The sequence below is a fragment of the Azospirillum melinis genome, from assembly GCF_013340935.1.
Classification (GTDB): domain Bacteria; phylum Pseudomonadota; class Alphaproteobacteria; order Azospirillales; family Azospirillaceae; genus Azospirillum; species Azospirillum melinis.
This window is the reverse complement of the sequence record NZ_WHOS01000028.1, coordinates 27,264-41,860: the sequence shown is the minus strand read 5'-3', so window position 1 is coordinate 41,860 and position 14,597 is coordinate 27,264. Positions and strand designations below refer to the sequence as shown.

12 protein-coding genes are annotated in these 14,597 nt (G+C 69.1%); 5 read left to right on the top strand and 7 right to left on the bottom strand.

Annotated elements, in window-relative coordinates; all coding sequences use genetic code 11:
* The first annotated feature begins 85 nt into the window (after positions 1-85).
* The 3 genes from dapD (at position 86) to GBZ48_RS20310 (ending at position 2,766) form a co-directional block, all read left to right on the top strand.
* Positions 86-928, top strand: coding sequence for a 2,3,4,5-tetrahydropyridine-2,6-dicarboxylate N-succinyltransferase (dapD, locus tag GBZ48_RS20320; protein ID WP_174472667.1), 843 nt, complete (start codon positions 86-88; stop codon positions 926-928).
* Between the two features lie 91 nt (positions 929-1,019).
* A complete protein-coding gene (gene dapE / locus GBZ48_RS20315) occupies positions 1,020-2,174 on the top strand; it encodes a succinyl-diaminopimelate desuccinylase (protein ID WP_174472666.1) in 1,155 nt (384 codons plus the stop codon).
* 22 nt (positions 2,175-2,196) lie between these two features.
* Positions 2,197-2,766 carry a hypothetical protein gene (locus GBZ48_RS20310; RefSeq protein WP_174472665.1) on the top strand — a complete coding sequence of 190 codons (570 nt, stop codon included), beginning with the start codon at positions 2,197-2,199 and terminating at the stop codon, positions 2,764-2,766.
* A 47-nt stretch (positions 2,767-2,813) separates the two neighbouring features.
* Here the strand turns inward: GBZ48_RS20310 and cobT are convergent, their stop codons facing one another.
* Both cobT and GBZ48_RS20300 read right to left on the bottom strand, forming a co-directional pair.
* Positions 2,814-3,839 (bottom strand): nicotinate-nucleotide--dimethylbenzimidazole phosphoribosyltransferase, encoded by a 1,026-nt coding sequence (gene cobT / locus GBZ48_RS20305; RefSeq protein ID WP_174472664.1) that lies wholly within the window; start codon positions 3,837-3,839, stop codon positions 2,814-2,816.
* 112 nt (positions 3,840-3,951) lie between these two features.
* Positions 3,952-4,998 (bottom strand): transglycosylase SLT domain-containing protein, encoded by a 1,047-nt coding sequence (locus GBZ48_RS20300; RefSeq protein ID WP_174472663.1) that lies wholly within the window; start codon positions 4,996-4,998, stop codon positions 3,952-3,954.
* A gap of 213 nt (positions 4,999-5,211) precedes the next feature.
* On the opposite strand from GBZ48_RS20300, the gene GBZ48_RS20295 reads away from it, so the two are divergent.
* Together GBZ48_RS20295 and GBZ48_RS20290 are read left to right on the top strand one after the other, a co-directional pair.
* Positions 5,212-7,008, top strand: coding sequence for an acyl-CoA dehydrogenase (locus tag GBZ48_RS20295; RefSeq protein ID WP_174472662.1), 1,797 nt, complete (start codon positions 5,212-5,214; stop codon positions 7,006-7,008).
* A gap of 214 nt (positions 7,009-7,222) precedes the next feature.
* Entirely contained in the window at positions 7,223-7,669 is a 447-nt protein-coding gene (locus GBZ48_RS20290; RefSeq protein WP_174472661.1) for a GFA family protein, read from the top strand.
* A gap of 9 nt (positions 7,670-7,678) precedes the next feature.
* Here GBZ48_RS20290 and GBZ48_RS20285 read toward each other — a convergent pair whose 3' ends face one another.
* The 5 genes from GBZ48_RS20285 to pcsA all read right to left on the bottom strand — a co-directional run bounded on the left by GBZ48_RS20285 (position 7,679) and on the right by pcsA (position 14,559).
* A complete protein-coding gene (locus tag GBZ48_RS20285; RefSeq protein ID WP_174472660.1) occupies positions 7,679-8,995 on the bottom strand; it encodes a hydroxyacid-oxoacid transhydrogenase in 1,317 nt (438 codons plus the stop codon).
* 83 nt (positions 8,996-9,078) lie between these two features.
* Positions 9,079-11,904, bottom strand: coding sequence for a DUF2339 domain-containing protein (locus tag GBZ48_RS20280; protein ID WP_174472659.1), 2,826 nt, complete (start codon positions 11,902-11,904; stop codon positions 9,079-9,081).
* A 133-nt stretch (positions 11,905-12,037) separates the two neighbouring features.
* A complete protein-coding gene (locus GBZ48_RS20275) occupies positions 12,038-12,787 on the bottom strand; it encodes a DUF72 domain-containing protein (protein WP_174472708.1) in 750 nt (249 codons plus the stop codon).
* Positions 12,787-13,764 carry a cation diffusion facilitator family transporter gene (locus tag GBZ48_RS20270; RefSeq protein ID WP_174472658.1) on the bottom strand — a complete coding sequence of 326 codons (978 nt, stop codon included), beginning with the start codon at positions 13,762-13,764 and terminating at the stop codon, positions 12,787-12,789. The genes GBZ48_RS20275 and GBZ48_RS20270 overlap by 1 nt, the downstream gene beginning before the upstream one ends.
* Positions 13,765-13,851: 87 nt before the next feature.
* Positions 13,852-14,559, bottom strand: a complete 708-nt coding sequence (pcsA, locus tag GBZ48_RS20265) for a phosphatidylcholine synthase (RefSeq protein ID WP_098740557.1) — start codon at positions 14,557-14,559, stop codon at positions 13,852-13,854.
* Positions 14,560-14,597: the final 38 nt, after the last annotated feature.

The following is a 14,597-nucleotide window of genomic DNA, read 5'->3' as shown; positions in this document are numbered from 1 at the left end:
GCCGGCCGCGGGTATGGTTGACAGGGGCCGCGATGCGGCTCCATGGTGCCGTCCCTTGGACAATCGACAGCAGAACGACCGCGCCATGAGCCACGCCAGCCTGCAAGCCACCATCGACGCCGCCTGGGAAAACCGCGCCGATCTCACCACCGCCACCACCGGTTCGGTCCGCGATGCCGTGAACGCGGCGCTCGACGCGCTGGACGCCGGCGACCTGCGCGTCGCGGAGAAGACCGCGGACGGCTGGAAGGTCAACCAGTGGCTGAAGAAGGCGGTGCTGCTGTCCTTCCGCCTGAACGCCAACGAGATGATCCCCGGCGGCCCCGGCGGCTCCTCCTGGTACGACAAGGTGCCGCCGAAGTTCGAGGGCTGGAGCGAAGGCCAGTTCCAGAACGCCGGCTTCCGCGCCCTGCCCGGCGCCATCGCCCGCAAGTCGTCCTATGTCGCCCCCGGCGTCATCCTGATGCCGAGCTTCGTCAATGTGGGCGCCTATGTTGACAGCGGCACCATGGTCGACACCTGGGTCACTGTCGGCTCCTGCGCCCAGATCGGCAAGAACGTCCACCTGTCGGGCGGCGTCGGCATCGGCGGCGTGCTGGAGCCGCTGCAGGCCGACCCGGTCATCATCGAGGACAACTGCTTCATCGGTGCCCGGTCCGAGATCGTCGAGGGCGTGATCGTCGAGGAAGGTGCCGTCATTTCGATGGGCTGCTACATCGGCGCCTCGACCAAGATCATCGACCGCCACACCGGCGAGGTCTTCATGGGCCGCGTCCCGGCCTATTCGGTCGTCGTCCCCGGCTCGCTGCCCGGCAAGCCGCTGCCCGACGGCACGCCGGGCCCGAGCCTGTACTGCTGCGTCATCATCAAGCGCGTCGACGAGAAGACCCGCTCCAAGACCGCGATCAACGACCTGCTGCGGGATTGATGCGCTTCTAAGCCCGCCCCGACCTTCCGCTCGAAACCGGTTCGAGCGGAAGGTCGGGGCGGGGCCATGACTTGCGAACCCGGACCCTCCCATGACCATCGACCCCGTCGCCCTCGCCCAGGATCTGATCCGCTGCCCCAGCGTCACGCCGCGCGACGACGGTGCGCTCGGCGTTCTGGAGGCCGCGCTGGCGTCGATGGGCTTCACCTGCCACCGCCTGCGTTTCCAGCAGGAGGGAACCGAGCCGGTGGAGAACCTTTATGCCCGGCTCGGCACCGAGGGTCCGAACTTCTGCTTCGCCGGCCACACCGACGTGGTGCCGCCGGGCGACCGGGGCTGGACGGTCGATCCCTTCGCCGGCGAAGTGATGGGCGGGCGCCTGTTCGGCCGCGGTGCGGTGGACATGAAGGGCGCCATCGCCGCCTTCGTCGCCGCGGTGTCGCGCCGGCTGGAGGACGGGCCGCCCGCCGGCTCGATCAGCCTGCTGATCACCGGCGACGAGGAAGGGGTTGCGATCAACGGCACCCGCAAGGTGCTGGACTGGCTGGCCGAGCGCGGCGAACGGATCGACGCCTGCGTGGTCGGCGAGCCGACCAACCCCAAGGCGCTGGGCGACATGATCAAGATCGGCCGGCGCGGCAGCCTGACCGGCTTTCTGACCGTGTTCGGCGCGCAGGGCCACGTCGCCTATCCGCATCTGGCCGACAACCCGCTGCCGCGGCTGGTCCGCATGCTGGCCGCCATCACCGAACAGCCAATGGACGAAGGCACGGCGCATTTCCAGCCCTCCACCCTGGCGCTGACCACCATCGATGTCGACAACACGGCGACCAACGTCATTCCGGCCCAGGGCAAGGCGACCTTCAACATCCGCTTCAACGACGCCCACACCCCGGCCAGCATCGAGGCGTGGCTGCGCCGCAGCTTCGATGCCGTCGGCGTCGGCGGCGCCTATGAGCTGGAGGTCTACTGCTCCGGCGACAGCTTCGTCACCCCGCCGGGTCCGCTGACCGAACTGGTGGCCGAGGCGGTGGAGGGGGTGACCGGGCGCCGTCCGGAATACTCGACCACCGGCGGCACGTCGGACGCGCGCTTCATCAAGAATGTCTGCCCGGTGGTGGAGTTCGGGCTGGTCGGCCAGACCATGCACAAGGTGGACGAATATTGTTCGGTGGAGGATCTGCGCCAGCTGACCGCCATCTACGAGTCGATCCTGAAGGGCGTGTTCACGCGCCTTGCCGGGTGAGAGGTCTGACCGGGATACCACGATGCCGCTGACCACGCCCGCCATCCTGTCCGCCCTGACCGGCGCATGGCGGCTGGCCCGCTTCGACCGGACGGGGATGGAATTCTTCGACCGCACGCCGGACGGCGCGCTGAACTCCTTCTATGCCGCCCTGGTGGTGTTGCCGGCCTATGCGCTGCTGCTGGCGATCCGCCTGTGGGACCAGCTGGACGGCACCCCGGTCCTGCAACTGGTGACGGTGGAGGGCATCGCCTACGTCGTCAGCTGGACCGCCTTCCCGCTCGCCCTGTTCCGCATCGCGGCGCTGCTGGGCAAGGAGCAGCTCTATCCCGGTGCCCTGACCGCCTACAACTGGTCGGCGGTGGTGCAGATGGGGATCTATCTGCCGGCCATCCTGCTGTCCGCCACCGGCCTGCTGCCGTCCGGCGTGTCCGAAGCGCTGGTCTTCGGCGTCATGATGGCGATGCTGACCTACCAGTGGTTCGTCCTGCGCACCGCCCTGTCGCTGTCGGGTCTCGCCGCCGCGGCCCTGGTGATGCTGGACCTGTTCCTGTCGGCGGCGATCAGCGATCTGGCGGACGGAATGCTGTGAACGGGATGCTGTGAGGGCCAAGGAAGCCCTCACAACACCCTGACCCATTACCCCTGCGTGCTGACGCCCGCGTCGGCGAAGGTCGCCATGCCGGCGTGGCAGGCGACGGCGGACTTGACGATGTTGATCGCCAGCGCCGCACCGGACCCCTCGCCCAGCCGCATGCCGAGATCGAGCAGCGGCTCCTTGCCGATCAGTTGCATCAGGCGGGTGTGCCCCGGCTCCACCGAGCGGTGAGCGACCATGCAATGGTCGAGCGCCCGGCGGTCGGCCTTGTAGAGCACCGCGGCGGCGGCGGTGCAGGCGAAGCCGTCGAGCAGCACCGGAACGCGGGCGACGCGGGCGGCCAAGATGGCGCCGGCGATGGCGGCGAATTCGTAGCCGCCGAGGCAGCGCAGCGCCTCGAACGGGTCGTCCTTGGCCTGCGGGTTGGCGGCGACGCCGGCCTCCACCGCGGCGATCTTGCGGGCGAGCCCCTCGTCGTCGATGCCGGTGCCGCGGCCGGTCCAGTCGGCCGCCTCGCCGCCGAACAGCGCGAGGCAGAGCGCCGCCGCCGAGGTCGAGTTGGCGATGCCCATCTCGCCCAGCGACAGCAGCTGGACACCCATCTCCACCGCCATCATGCCGTAGGCCATGGTGCGGCAGCATTCCTCCTCACCCATGGCCGGGCCCTGGGTGAAGTCGGCGGTCGGGTTTTCCAGATCCAGCTCATAGACACGCAGGTCGGCGTCGGCCACCTCGCAAAGCTGGTTGACCGCCGCCCCGCCGTTCTGGAAGTTGGCGACCATCTGCACCGTCACCTCGGCCGGATAGGCCGAGACGCCGCGGGCGGCGACGCCATGGTTGCCGGCAAAGACGGCGACGCGCGGACGGCGGGCTTCGGCCGGGTGCTGGCCCTGCCAGGTCGCCATCCACTGCGCGATTTCCTCCAGCCGGCCGAGCGAGCCCGCCGGCTTGGTCAGCTGCCGTTCGCGCTGGAGGGCCGCAGTGCCGGCCTCCAGGTCGGGGCCGGGCAGGTTGCGCACGAGCGCGCGGATTTCCTCGAAGGTGACGGCGGGCTGCTGGTTGCTCATGATCGGTCCTGAGGGGTGAGCGCCAAAAACGGCGCGACCTTGCACCCATCCGGCCATCAAGTCAAAGCGCCAGCGTAGGGCATTTTGCCCCCTCCCCGCTCCGCTTCCAGCGTCACGCCGCTTTGGAGACCGCGTCGGTTCCGGCAGCGCCCGCTGTGGCGGACGCCACCGGGGTCGCCGACTCAGAGCCGACGATCCGGCCCAGACCCAGGCCGAAGCCTACGGCGACGCCGGTGCCCGACGACTGGTCGGTCCGCACCGGCTCGTCGCGCATGCGGCGATGCTCCTTGTCGCGCAGGCGGGCCGGGCGGCCGCTGACGCTGTCGACCTCGTCGGGCGTCTCCAACGCGTTCAGCGCCAGCACCTGATAGATCGACAACGGCGTGCCGTTCAGCGCCTTGGCCGGGGCCGTCGGCACCTGGGTGGTAAAGCCGTCCGGCATGTCCTGCTTGCGCACCGCGTCGTTCGCCACCTGGGCCGGGGCGAAGTTGGCCATCGGGTTCTCGGAGAATTTCGAGGCGAAGCGGTCGTAGATCTCCTTCAGCGACTTCGCCTTGCCGGTGGCCTTGTCGTAGAAGACGTTCTTGTTGGCGGCGGCGGCGTCGGGGAAGACGTCGCGGGCGGTCCGGCCAGGGTTCTCCTGCATCGCGTTCAGGAACTTCGAGGCACCGCCGGCCCCCAGGAAATGCGCCATGTACAGCTCGGTCGAGCCGATCTTGCCGTCCACCGTCTCCTCCAGATACTCCTTGTTGTCGCGGGTGTACTCCGCGGCCATCAGGGCTGAGGCGGTCGGATCCTTGCGCAGATCCAGGATCTCCTTCTTCATCTCCGGGTCGGAGACATAGGGCCTGCCGTCGCCGCGGGTCTGGATGGCGTTGGCGTATTTGCCATAGCCATGGTCGGCGCCATGCTCCTTCATCGTCTGCAGCCAGGTGCTGTCGATGAACTGGTAGAGCCCCGTCGCCGAAGAGGAGGAGGACTTTACGTCCGTGCGGTAGCCGCTCTCCACGGCAGCTTTTTCCATGAGGTAGGAAAAATCGACCCCCGTCTTCGCGCTGGCATTGCGCACGGCAGCCTCCACAGTGGCCGGCCCGCGCGAGGCGCTTGCGGCCTGGGCGGCGGCGTTGCTGGGATTGCCGAGGGCAGAAGCGTAGGTCATGGGTCGATCCCCGTGTGAAGGCCCCGATGGGAGGCAGCCTCTTTTATGCAGACGCCGTGCCAGTCGGCTGGAGGGTTGATGCTGCCCCATGGCTGGCCTAGCCTTGATGATGCGGACGGACGCGGCATCCCGCCCTCTCGCCAAGCGCCATCCGATGCTGTATGTTAACCTATAGGTAAAGCAAACAATTCGCCCTGGGAGACTCGCCCCGCCATGACCTACACCGCTCCGGTCGACGATCTGCGCTTCGTCCTGAACGAGGTGGTCGGCCTCGACGCCATCGCCGCCCTGCCCCATTGCGACAGCGCCGCCCCCGATCTGGTCGACGCCATCCTGGAGGAGGCCGGCAAATTCGCCTCCGGCGTGCTCGCCCCGCTGAACCGGGTGGGCGACAAGGAAGGGGCCAAGCTGGAGAACGGCGTCGTCCGCACCGCCACCGGCTGGAAGGAGGCCTATGGCCAGTTCACCGAAGCCGGCTGGAACAGCCTGCCCTTCGAGCCGGAGTATGGCGGGCAGGGCCTGCCCTGGACGGTCGCCTTCGCGGTCAACGAGATGTGGCAGGCCGCCAACCTGTCCTTCGGCCTGTGCCCGCTGCTGACCCAGGGTGCCGTCGACCTGCTGACCGAGCATGCGAGCGCGGAGCAGAAGGCGGTCTATCTGTCGAAGATGATCTCCGGCGAATGGACCGGGACGATGAACCTGACCGAGCCGCAAGCGGGCAGCGACCTCGCCGCGGTGCGGACCAAGGCGGTGCGGGCCGGCGACGGCAGCTATCGCATCACCGGGCAGAAGATCTTCATCACCTATGGCGAGCATGACCTGACGGAGAACATCGTCCATCTGGTGCTGGCCCGCCTGCCCGACGCCCCGGCCGGCATCAAGGGCATCAGCCTGTTCATCGTGCCGAAGTTCCTGCCCAATGCCGACGGCACGCCGGGCCAGCGCAACGACCTGCGCTGCGCTAGCCTGGAGCACAAGCTGGGCATCATGGCCAGCCCGACCGCTGTCATGGCCTATGGCGACGACGAGGGTGCCATCGGTTACCTTGTCGGCGAGGAGAACCGCGGCATCGAATACATGTTCACGATGATGAACAACGCCCGGCTCGGCGTCGGCATCCAGGGCGTGGCGATTGCCGAGCGCGCCTACCAGCAGGCCCGCGACTATGCGAAGAGCCGCGTGCAGAGCAAGGATCTGGCCGATCCCAAGGGCTCCGGCGTCGCCATCATCAAGCATCCGGACGTACGCCGCATGCTGCTGGACATGCGCGCCAAGACCGAGGCAGCCCGTGCTCTGGCGCTCTATGCCGGCACGCAACTGGACATTTCCCGCCACCACGAGGATCCCGCGGTACGCGCCGCAGCATCGGCGCGGGTCGATGTGCTGACCCCCATCGTCAAGGCGTGGTCGACCGACATTGGCTGCGAGGTCGCCTCCACCGGCGTGCAGATCCATGGCGGCATGGGCTTCATCGAGGAGACCGGCGCCGCCCAGCATTACCGCGACGCCCGCATCACCCCGATCTATGAGGGCACCAACGGCATCCACGGCAACGACCTGACCTTCCGCAAGACCGGCCGCGACAAGGGGGCGGCGGCCCGTGCCTTCGTCGCCGACATGCGGGCGACGGTGGAGGAGTTGGGGGCCGCCCCCGGCGACGATCTCGCGGTGATCCGGACCGAGCTGTCGGCCGGGCTGGACGCGCTGGACAAGGCCATCGACTGGATGGTCGCGACGCAGGCGGAGGGCGACCTGCAGGGGGCGGCGGCCGGTGCGGTGGCCTACCTGAAGCTGTGGGGAACGGTCGCCGGCGGCTGGATGCTCGCCCGCTCGGCGATGAAGGCGATGGAGGGGATGCGTCAGCCCGGCGCCAACGCCTCCTTCCTGGAAACCAAGCTGATCGTCGCGCGCTTCTATGCCGAGCAGGTTCTGGCGACCGCCCCGGCCCTGCTACCGACCATCGCCAGCGCCCGCAACACGGTGATGGCGCTCAGCGAAGAACAGTTCTGACCGAAATGTCCGGCCCCTCTCTCCAAGTGGGAGAGGGGTTTTTCCTGGGTCACCCACCCCCTATCCCTCTGCCGGTTCCCAACTGCCCTGTTTTTTCGGGGAGCTTTGTTATCGCCTATCGAATGAGCATGGTCCCAATGGCCAACTGAACATCCTTGTTATCGGTGATAGCGTCTCATTGTTCGCATCACCAACAAAGATGAAGTCAAAAGCCATGACAAGCACGGAGACCGAGACACAGACTCATACGGGCAGTTGCTTCTGCGGTGCGGTGGAGGTGGAGGTCACCGGCGCGCCGGAAGCCATGGGCTATTGCCACTGCCGGTCCTGCCGCTCCTGGTCCGGCGGCCCGGTCAACGCCTTCACCCTGTGGAAGCCCGACGCGGTGCGCGTGACCGCGGGCGCCGAACATCTTGCGACCTTCCAGAAGACACCGGTCAGCCAGCGCCAATATTGCGCGAAGTGCGGCGGGCATCTGATGACCAATCACCCGCCGCTCGGCCTCGTGGACGTCTTCTCCGCGACCCTGCCGACCCTTCCCTTCGCCCCCGCCGTCCACGTCAACTATGCCGAGACCGTGCTGCCGATGCGGGATGGCCTGCCGAAGCTGAAGGACTTTCCGGCCGAGTTCGGCGGTTCCGGCGAAACGATGGCGGAGTAGCAGCTCCCCTCACCAGTAGCGCATCGCATCCGCGTACAGCCCGCGCAGGTCGTCCTCCGACACCGGGCGCGGGGCGATGGTCAGCAGGCGCTGCTGGGCGGCGGCGCCCCTGACCAGCCCCGGAATGTCGGCCTCGCCATAGCCGAGCGCCGACAGCCCGTTGGGCAGGCCGGTCGCCCGCATCATCGAGATCAGCCGGGTCGCCAGCAGTTCGCCGCCATCCTCCGGCGACGCGCCGCGCGTGTCGGCGCCCAGCGCCTCGGCGGCGCGCAGATGGGCCTCAGGCGCGGCCGGGCCGGTGAAGCGGAAGGCGGCGGGGGCGTTCAGCACCACCGAGATGCCGTGCGGCACCATCGGGTCGACCGTCTCGTAACCCGTCGCGGTGAAGCTGTGGTTCATCCCCGCCACCGAATAGGACATGGCGTGCGGGATGTGCACACCGGCATTGCCGAAGGCCAGACCGGCCAGCGTCGCCGCGAACATCAGCGCGTCGCGGGCCTCGGCGCAGTCGGGGTCGTTGACCGCCCGTTCCAGCCACTGCCCACCCAGCCGGATCGCCTGGAGGCTGCCGATGTCCGACCACGGGTTGGCGCCCTGGTAAGGCGGGCGGGCCGTCGGCGACTCAGGGCGCGGGCGGGAACGGAAGGGTCGCGCCGTGTGGCTCTCGATGGCGTGGGTCAGCACGTCGAAGCCGGTGGCGGCGATGGCGCCGGGTGGCAGGCTGTCGATGGTGCGCGGATCGACGACGGCGAGGCTCGGCCGCAGGTAGCGCGACGAGATTCCGGTCTTCACCTGCTTTTCCACATGGTCGAAGATGGCGACGCCGGTGGTCTCGCTGCCGGTGCCGCAGGTGGTCGGACAGGCGATGTGCGGCTTGACCGGGCCGGGCACCGGGATGCCCTCGCCCAGCGGCTTGTTGACGTAGGCGAGGAAATCGGCCGGGTGGGTGGCGTAGAGGTTCGCCGCCTTGGCGGTGTCGATCACCGACCCGCCGCCGATGGAGACATAGCCGTCGAAGCCGCCGTCCCGCGCGAAATCGGCGGCGTCGAGGAAGGAGGCGCTGGTCGGCTCCACCCGGCAGCGATCGAAGACCACCGGATCGACGCCGGCCCGCCTCAGCCCATCGAGCGCCATGGCGAAGGGAGCCGTCGCCGCCACCCGCGGGTCGGTGAACAGCGCCACCCGCGTCATGCCCAGCGACAGCGCGTCGCCGCCCAGTTCCGCCAGCATGCCGGGCCCGAACTTCATCCGCGCCGCCTCGACGGTGAAGCCCTCTTCGCCGTCGAGCAGGATGGGATAGGCGTTGCCGTGCGTGTCGCTTGCCATGAGCGCTGCTCCTCCGGTGGCGGGGGCCGGATTTCCGCTCCGGCCCATCCTTCACCGTATGGGAGCGTGCCCCGTCCGGCCTGTCAATGCGTCCGTTGGTCCAACAGATTGTCTGTGGGTGACAGTGGCGGTTCCATCGGCAACTCGGGCGGCGGCTCCGGCGGCGCGCCGGCCGCGGGCGGCCGCAGCAGCCGCTGATAGAGCCAGCCGGTGCCGACCAGACAGAGGCCGAGGCCGAGGAAGGAGGCGACACGGTACATCCCTTCCAGGTCCGACATGTCGCTGAGGAACACCTTGGCGACGACGGCCAGCACGAGAACAAGCCCGGCATGGCGCATCCAGCCCCAGCCGAAGCGGATGCCCACCACCAGCATCCCCACTGCGAACAGCAGGAAACCGGCCGAATAGCTGTACCATTCGGCATCCGACATCTCGTAGCCGGACAGGACCGGCCCCTGGAAGGCGCGGCGGATCTCCAACGCCAGGTTGGTGGCGATCAGCAGCAGCGGCAGCACCGGGGCCGCACTGCGCAAGGGCGCCGACGGCGGCGGGTCGTACCACAGATAGACCAACCCCAGTAGGGCCGGCGCGCCATAGGCCAGCAGCAGCCGGTTGACCACCGGCCAGTTCCCCACCCACTCGTCGTTCCACAGCGGGTTCAGCGCCACCAGATGCAGGAACAGGGCGGCTGTGGCGGCCATCAGCACCAGGAAACGCCGGCCCCACACCGCGACAGTCCGCGCGCTCCACCGCCGGTCGGCCGCCAGCAGCAGGGCAAGGCCGAGCCAGGACAGGGTGTGCAGCGCCACCTCCGCCAGACTGGACGGCACCTCCTGCAGGCTGCCGGCCATCCAGCGATGGATGCCCAGCGACAGCATCAGGGTGGTGAAGATCAGGGCGCCGGCCTCCAGCACCATCACAACCAGATCGTCGCCCTTCCCGCCGGGAGCGGTCCGCATCCAGCGCGCCGCCACGAGGAAGCCCAGCGCCGGCAGGCCATAGCCGTAGGCGATCCAGCCATAGCCCTCGTAATCCAGCACGGAGGGGTTGATCGCCAGCCGGACCAGCACGGCGACCGCCACCAGCAGGGTGACGCCGCGCAACTCGCGCAGGTTCAGCTGCCGCTCCAGCCACGCCAGCACCGGAACCTGCATCGCCAGCGCGACGGTCAGCCACGCTTCCTGAAGGACCATGGTGGCGCCGAGCGCAATGGCGCCGGTGGCGCCGGCGGCGAAGGCGGCCAGCCCCAGCGAGGCGCCCGGCCGGTGGCGGTGACGGCCCAGCGGCGTGGTGGCGCCGACCAGCAGCGCCGCCAGACCCAGCGCCGCCGCCGGCCAGCCGATGGCGGTCTCCGGCGGCTCCACCAGCGCATAGGCCAGCGTCAGCAGGGCGAGCGGCACCAGCGCCGAGATCGACGCCCACAGCGCCGCCCGCCGCGCGTCCCACAACGCAATGAAGCCGCCGATCCCGAACAGCGCGGCGAACCCGCCGGCAATCCACAGGAAATGCGCGACCGCCGCCGGATAGCCGGCCGGATCGACGACGATCAGCGGCTGGCCGTCCGCATTCAGCGGCGGCGGGCTGGCCGGCACATAGGGCAGGCTCCAGGGAGCCAGCGACAGCAGGACGGTCAATCCGGCGATCCAGGCGACGCCGGCGATCCGCTCCGTCCGCCGCCCGCCGACCATCGCCAGCAGGGCGAACAGCCCGAGGACGATCAGCGACACCGATCCATGGGAGCCGATCCAGGTGACGGTGGCGACCAGCACACCGAACACCGTCATCGCCGTCATCGCCAGCCGGTCGGCGGGGTGGCGCTGCTTGCGCCGGACCCAGTCGGGCAAAGCCGTGCGCCAGCCGGTGGCGGGGGCCGGCTCCGGCAGCGTCCGGTCCAGCACGCCGCGCACCGCCGGCACCAGGAACAGCGCCGAGGTCAGCAGCAGATAGAGGCCGGTCGGCAGCTCGTCGCCGCTGCGCCAGGGATCGATCATCCACAGGAGCGGCCACAGCGCGGCACCGGCCAGCGCGCCCCAGCCGAGCCAGCGCCAGCCGCGATACAGCACCACCCCCATCCCGGCACCGTTCAGCGCCAGCAGATAAGCGAACAGGCTCCAGGCGTCCGGATTGCCGGTGGACACCAGCAGGGGCGAGACATAGCCGGCCAGCAGCCCCAGCGCGGCAATGAGCGGCCCTTGCAGCAGCGACAGGCCGATTGCGGCCAGCGACAGGCCGGCCAGCAGCGCGAAGGCGACCAGCGGGGCAAACAGGCCGAACAGGGCGAAGCCGCCATAGACGCTGATGAAGGCGGTGAACAGGCCGGCGGCGGTCAGGGCCGGCGGCACGTAATCCGGCTGCAAGGCGGCGACGGCGCGCTGCATCGGGCGGCGGCGCAGCCATTCGCCCCCCACCATCAGCCCCAGACCGGCAAGCAGCCCCAGCGCGACGCGGACCGACGGCCCGAGCCAGCCGTGATCGACCGACAGCTTGATGAAGAAGGCGGCCGCCAGCGCCATGGTGCCGCCGCCGAGCCAGATCAGCCAGCGCGAGGCCAGCGATTCCTCCAGCTCGCGCCAACCCGTCCGCGCCGCCGCGGTCGCCGCCGGGACCACGGGTTGCGGAGCGGGCCTCGGGGCCGCCGCCGGCTCCTCCGCTTGCGATGCGAAGACCGGTTCTCCGATCTCTCTGGCTTCGGGAAGCGCTTCGACTTCCGGTTCCAGCGTTTCGGCAGAGGTCTCGGCAGATGGCTCGGCAGGTGCGGCTTCCGCTGCCGCTTGCGGTGACAGGGCGCCGGCCAGAGCTTTATCCAGCCTGCCACGCAGAAGGGCGATCTCCGCCGCCTGCACCTTCAGCCGCCGGTCGAGCCGGTGGGTGATGAAGCCGAAAATCAGCAGTAGGACGACAAACTCCATGACCGCACCGCCTGCACGCCGTTGCCCCGCCTTCGGGGACGTTTCGTGGCAGGATAGCTGTGCAACAATGCACTGTCTCGGTCGTGCTGGAGGCTCCCCGAATGGAGACTCCCGCCGATCATCGGCAGCCGTTTCAGGATTGGAGCGCTTGCAGCCGCGCCATCGTCGCCAGCGCGTCGTCGACGGCATGGAAGTCGGCGGTGTTGTCGAAGACGCACCAGACCGGCCGCAGTGCCGCCTCTTCCGCCAGCCTCCCGGCCAGCGCGTCCAGCACCGCCGGTTCGTAGGCCGAGCGGTACATCACCGGCGATCCGTGCAGCCGCCAGTAGCGCAGCCCATCCCAGCCGCCCGGCTCGCCCGCTCCCGCCACCGGGGCGGGGTCGGCGGCGACGCGGGCAACACGGTGGGCGACCAGCACTGCCTCGGCCGCGCCGGTGAACCAGCTGACGTGGCGCGGCTCGCACACCACGTCGCCATCGAATCGGGCGCGCAGCAACGTGAAGAAGTCCTCCGCCACCGCCCGGTCGAAACGCAGGCTGGGCGGCAGCTGCACCAGCAGCGGGCCGAAACGGTCGCCCAGCATTCCCGCCTCGGCCAGGAAGCGGTCGAGTGCCGCCTCCGAGCCGACCAGCCGGGCCTCGTGGCTGATCGCCTTGGGCAGCTTCACCGCGAAGCGGAACCCGAGCGGGGTCGAGGCCGCCCAGCGCGCCCAGGTTTCCGGCTTGTGCGGGCGGTAGAAGCTGCTGTTCACCTCGGTCATCGGCATGACGCGGGCGGTGCGCTCCAGGTGGGTGCCGTCAACGGGAAAGGCGGGGGCCGAGAGCTTGGGGATGCTCCAGCCCGCGGTGCCGATCCGGACCGGGTGCCCGTTGGGTTGCACCATCACTCGGCCGGGAGTCCCTGGGGCGGAAGTCCCTGAACCGGGGCGGTTCCGTCATTGTCACGGCCGCGGCGGGCACGCAGCGACTCGGCCTCCACGAAGATGCGACGGATGATTGGGTATTGGCTGCGGATGCGGCTTTCCAGCGAACAGACGGCGTCCTCCACCTCACGGGCGTTCAGGCTGTCCTGGAACTCGACCGACAGGTTCAGCAGCACGTCGTCCGGCCCCATATGCATGGTCAGCACGTCGAGCGGGCGCTTCACCCGCGCCTCCTCGCCGACGATGCGACGGATGCCCTCGACGACGCGGCGGTCGGCCGACTCGCCGATCAGCAGCCCCTTCGACTCGTAGGCCAGCAGCGCCGCGACGACCGCCAGCACCGCGCCGATGGCGATGGAGGCGTAGGCGTCGAAGATCGGGTTGCCGGTCACCTCGCCCAGCGTCAGGCCGATGCCGGCCAGCAGCAGGCCGATCAGCGCCGCGGTGTCCTCCAGCAGCACGACGAAGACCGACGGGTTCTTCGAGCGGTGGACGGCGGACAGGATGCCGACGCCGCTCTGGCCGCGGCGGAATTCGCGCAGCGCGACGATCCAGGAAAAGCCCTCGAACAGCACGGCGAAGCCCAGAACGGCAAAATTCACCCAGGGGCTTTCCACCGGCTCCGGATGGGACAGGGCGTGCCAGCCGTCATAGATGGACAGGCCGGCGCCGATGCCGAACAGCAGGACCGCGACAACGAAGGACCAGAAATAGACCTCGCGCCCATGGCCGAAGGGATGCTGGGGCGTCGGCGGGCGGCGGGCGCGGCGGATGCCGTAGAGCAGCAGAAGCTGGTTGCCGCTGTCGACGACGGAATGGATCGCCTCGCTGAACATGGCGGCGCTGCCGGTCATCGCTGCGGCGACGAACTTGGTCAGCGCGATCATCAGGTTGCCGCCGAGCGCTGCGAGCACGACCTTGGTGGAGCCTTCGGCCAAAACAGGACCCCTTCGCTGAAGCGGACGGACTTGCGCATGAGCAACGTCCATCCGCCGCAGCGGTTCCCTATGCCTTCCGCTCAACGATCAGGGGCCGCGTAGGGTCCGCCAGGCGCAGACCGCGGCGTAATAGACCGAGGTCGCCAGCCACAGGCCGAACAGCCAGCCGGGCCGCGCCGGTTCCAGCACCACCAGCGCGATGCAGCAGAGCAGCCAGACCGTGGTCACTGCGATGTTCAGCGCCATCAGCGCCTTGACGCGGAAGGGATGCAGGAACTTGACCGTGGTGAAGGTCAGCAGCCCCAGCGCCACCACCACAGCGGCGTTGAACCAGGGATTGAGGTCGAGCAGCCAGAGATAGAGGGCCACGACGTTCCAGATCGCCGGAAAACCGACGAAATAATTGTCGCCGCTCTTCATCCCGACATTGGCGAAGCAGTAGAGCGCCGTCAGCAGCACCCAGGCTGCCAGCGCGATGCTGACCAACCCCTCCGGCAGCAGGCCGAAGCGGTGCATGAACACCGCCGGCACCACGACATAGGTCAGGTAGTCGATCACCAGATCCAGCGCCGAGCCGTCGATGCCCGGCAGCACCTGCTTGACCGAGACGCGCCGGGCCAGCGTGCCGTCGACGCCGTCGACGACCAGGGCGATGCCCAGCCACATCAGGCACAGCTTCGCATCGCCCGCCGCCGCCGCGAGAAGGCCGAGCAGCCCCAGCACGGCGCCGCTGGCCGTGAAGATGTGAACGCCCCAGGCCGACAGGCGGTGGGTGATTCCGTAGGCGGCGCTCATGCCGATGTTTTCCGTGGGTGGCGAGGACAAGGCAATGA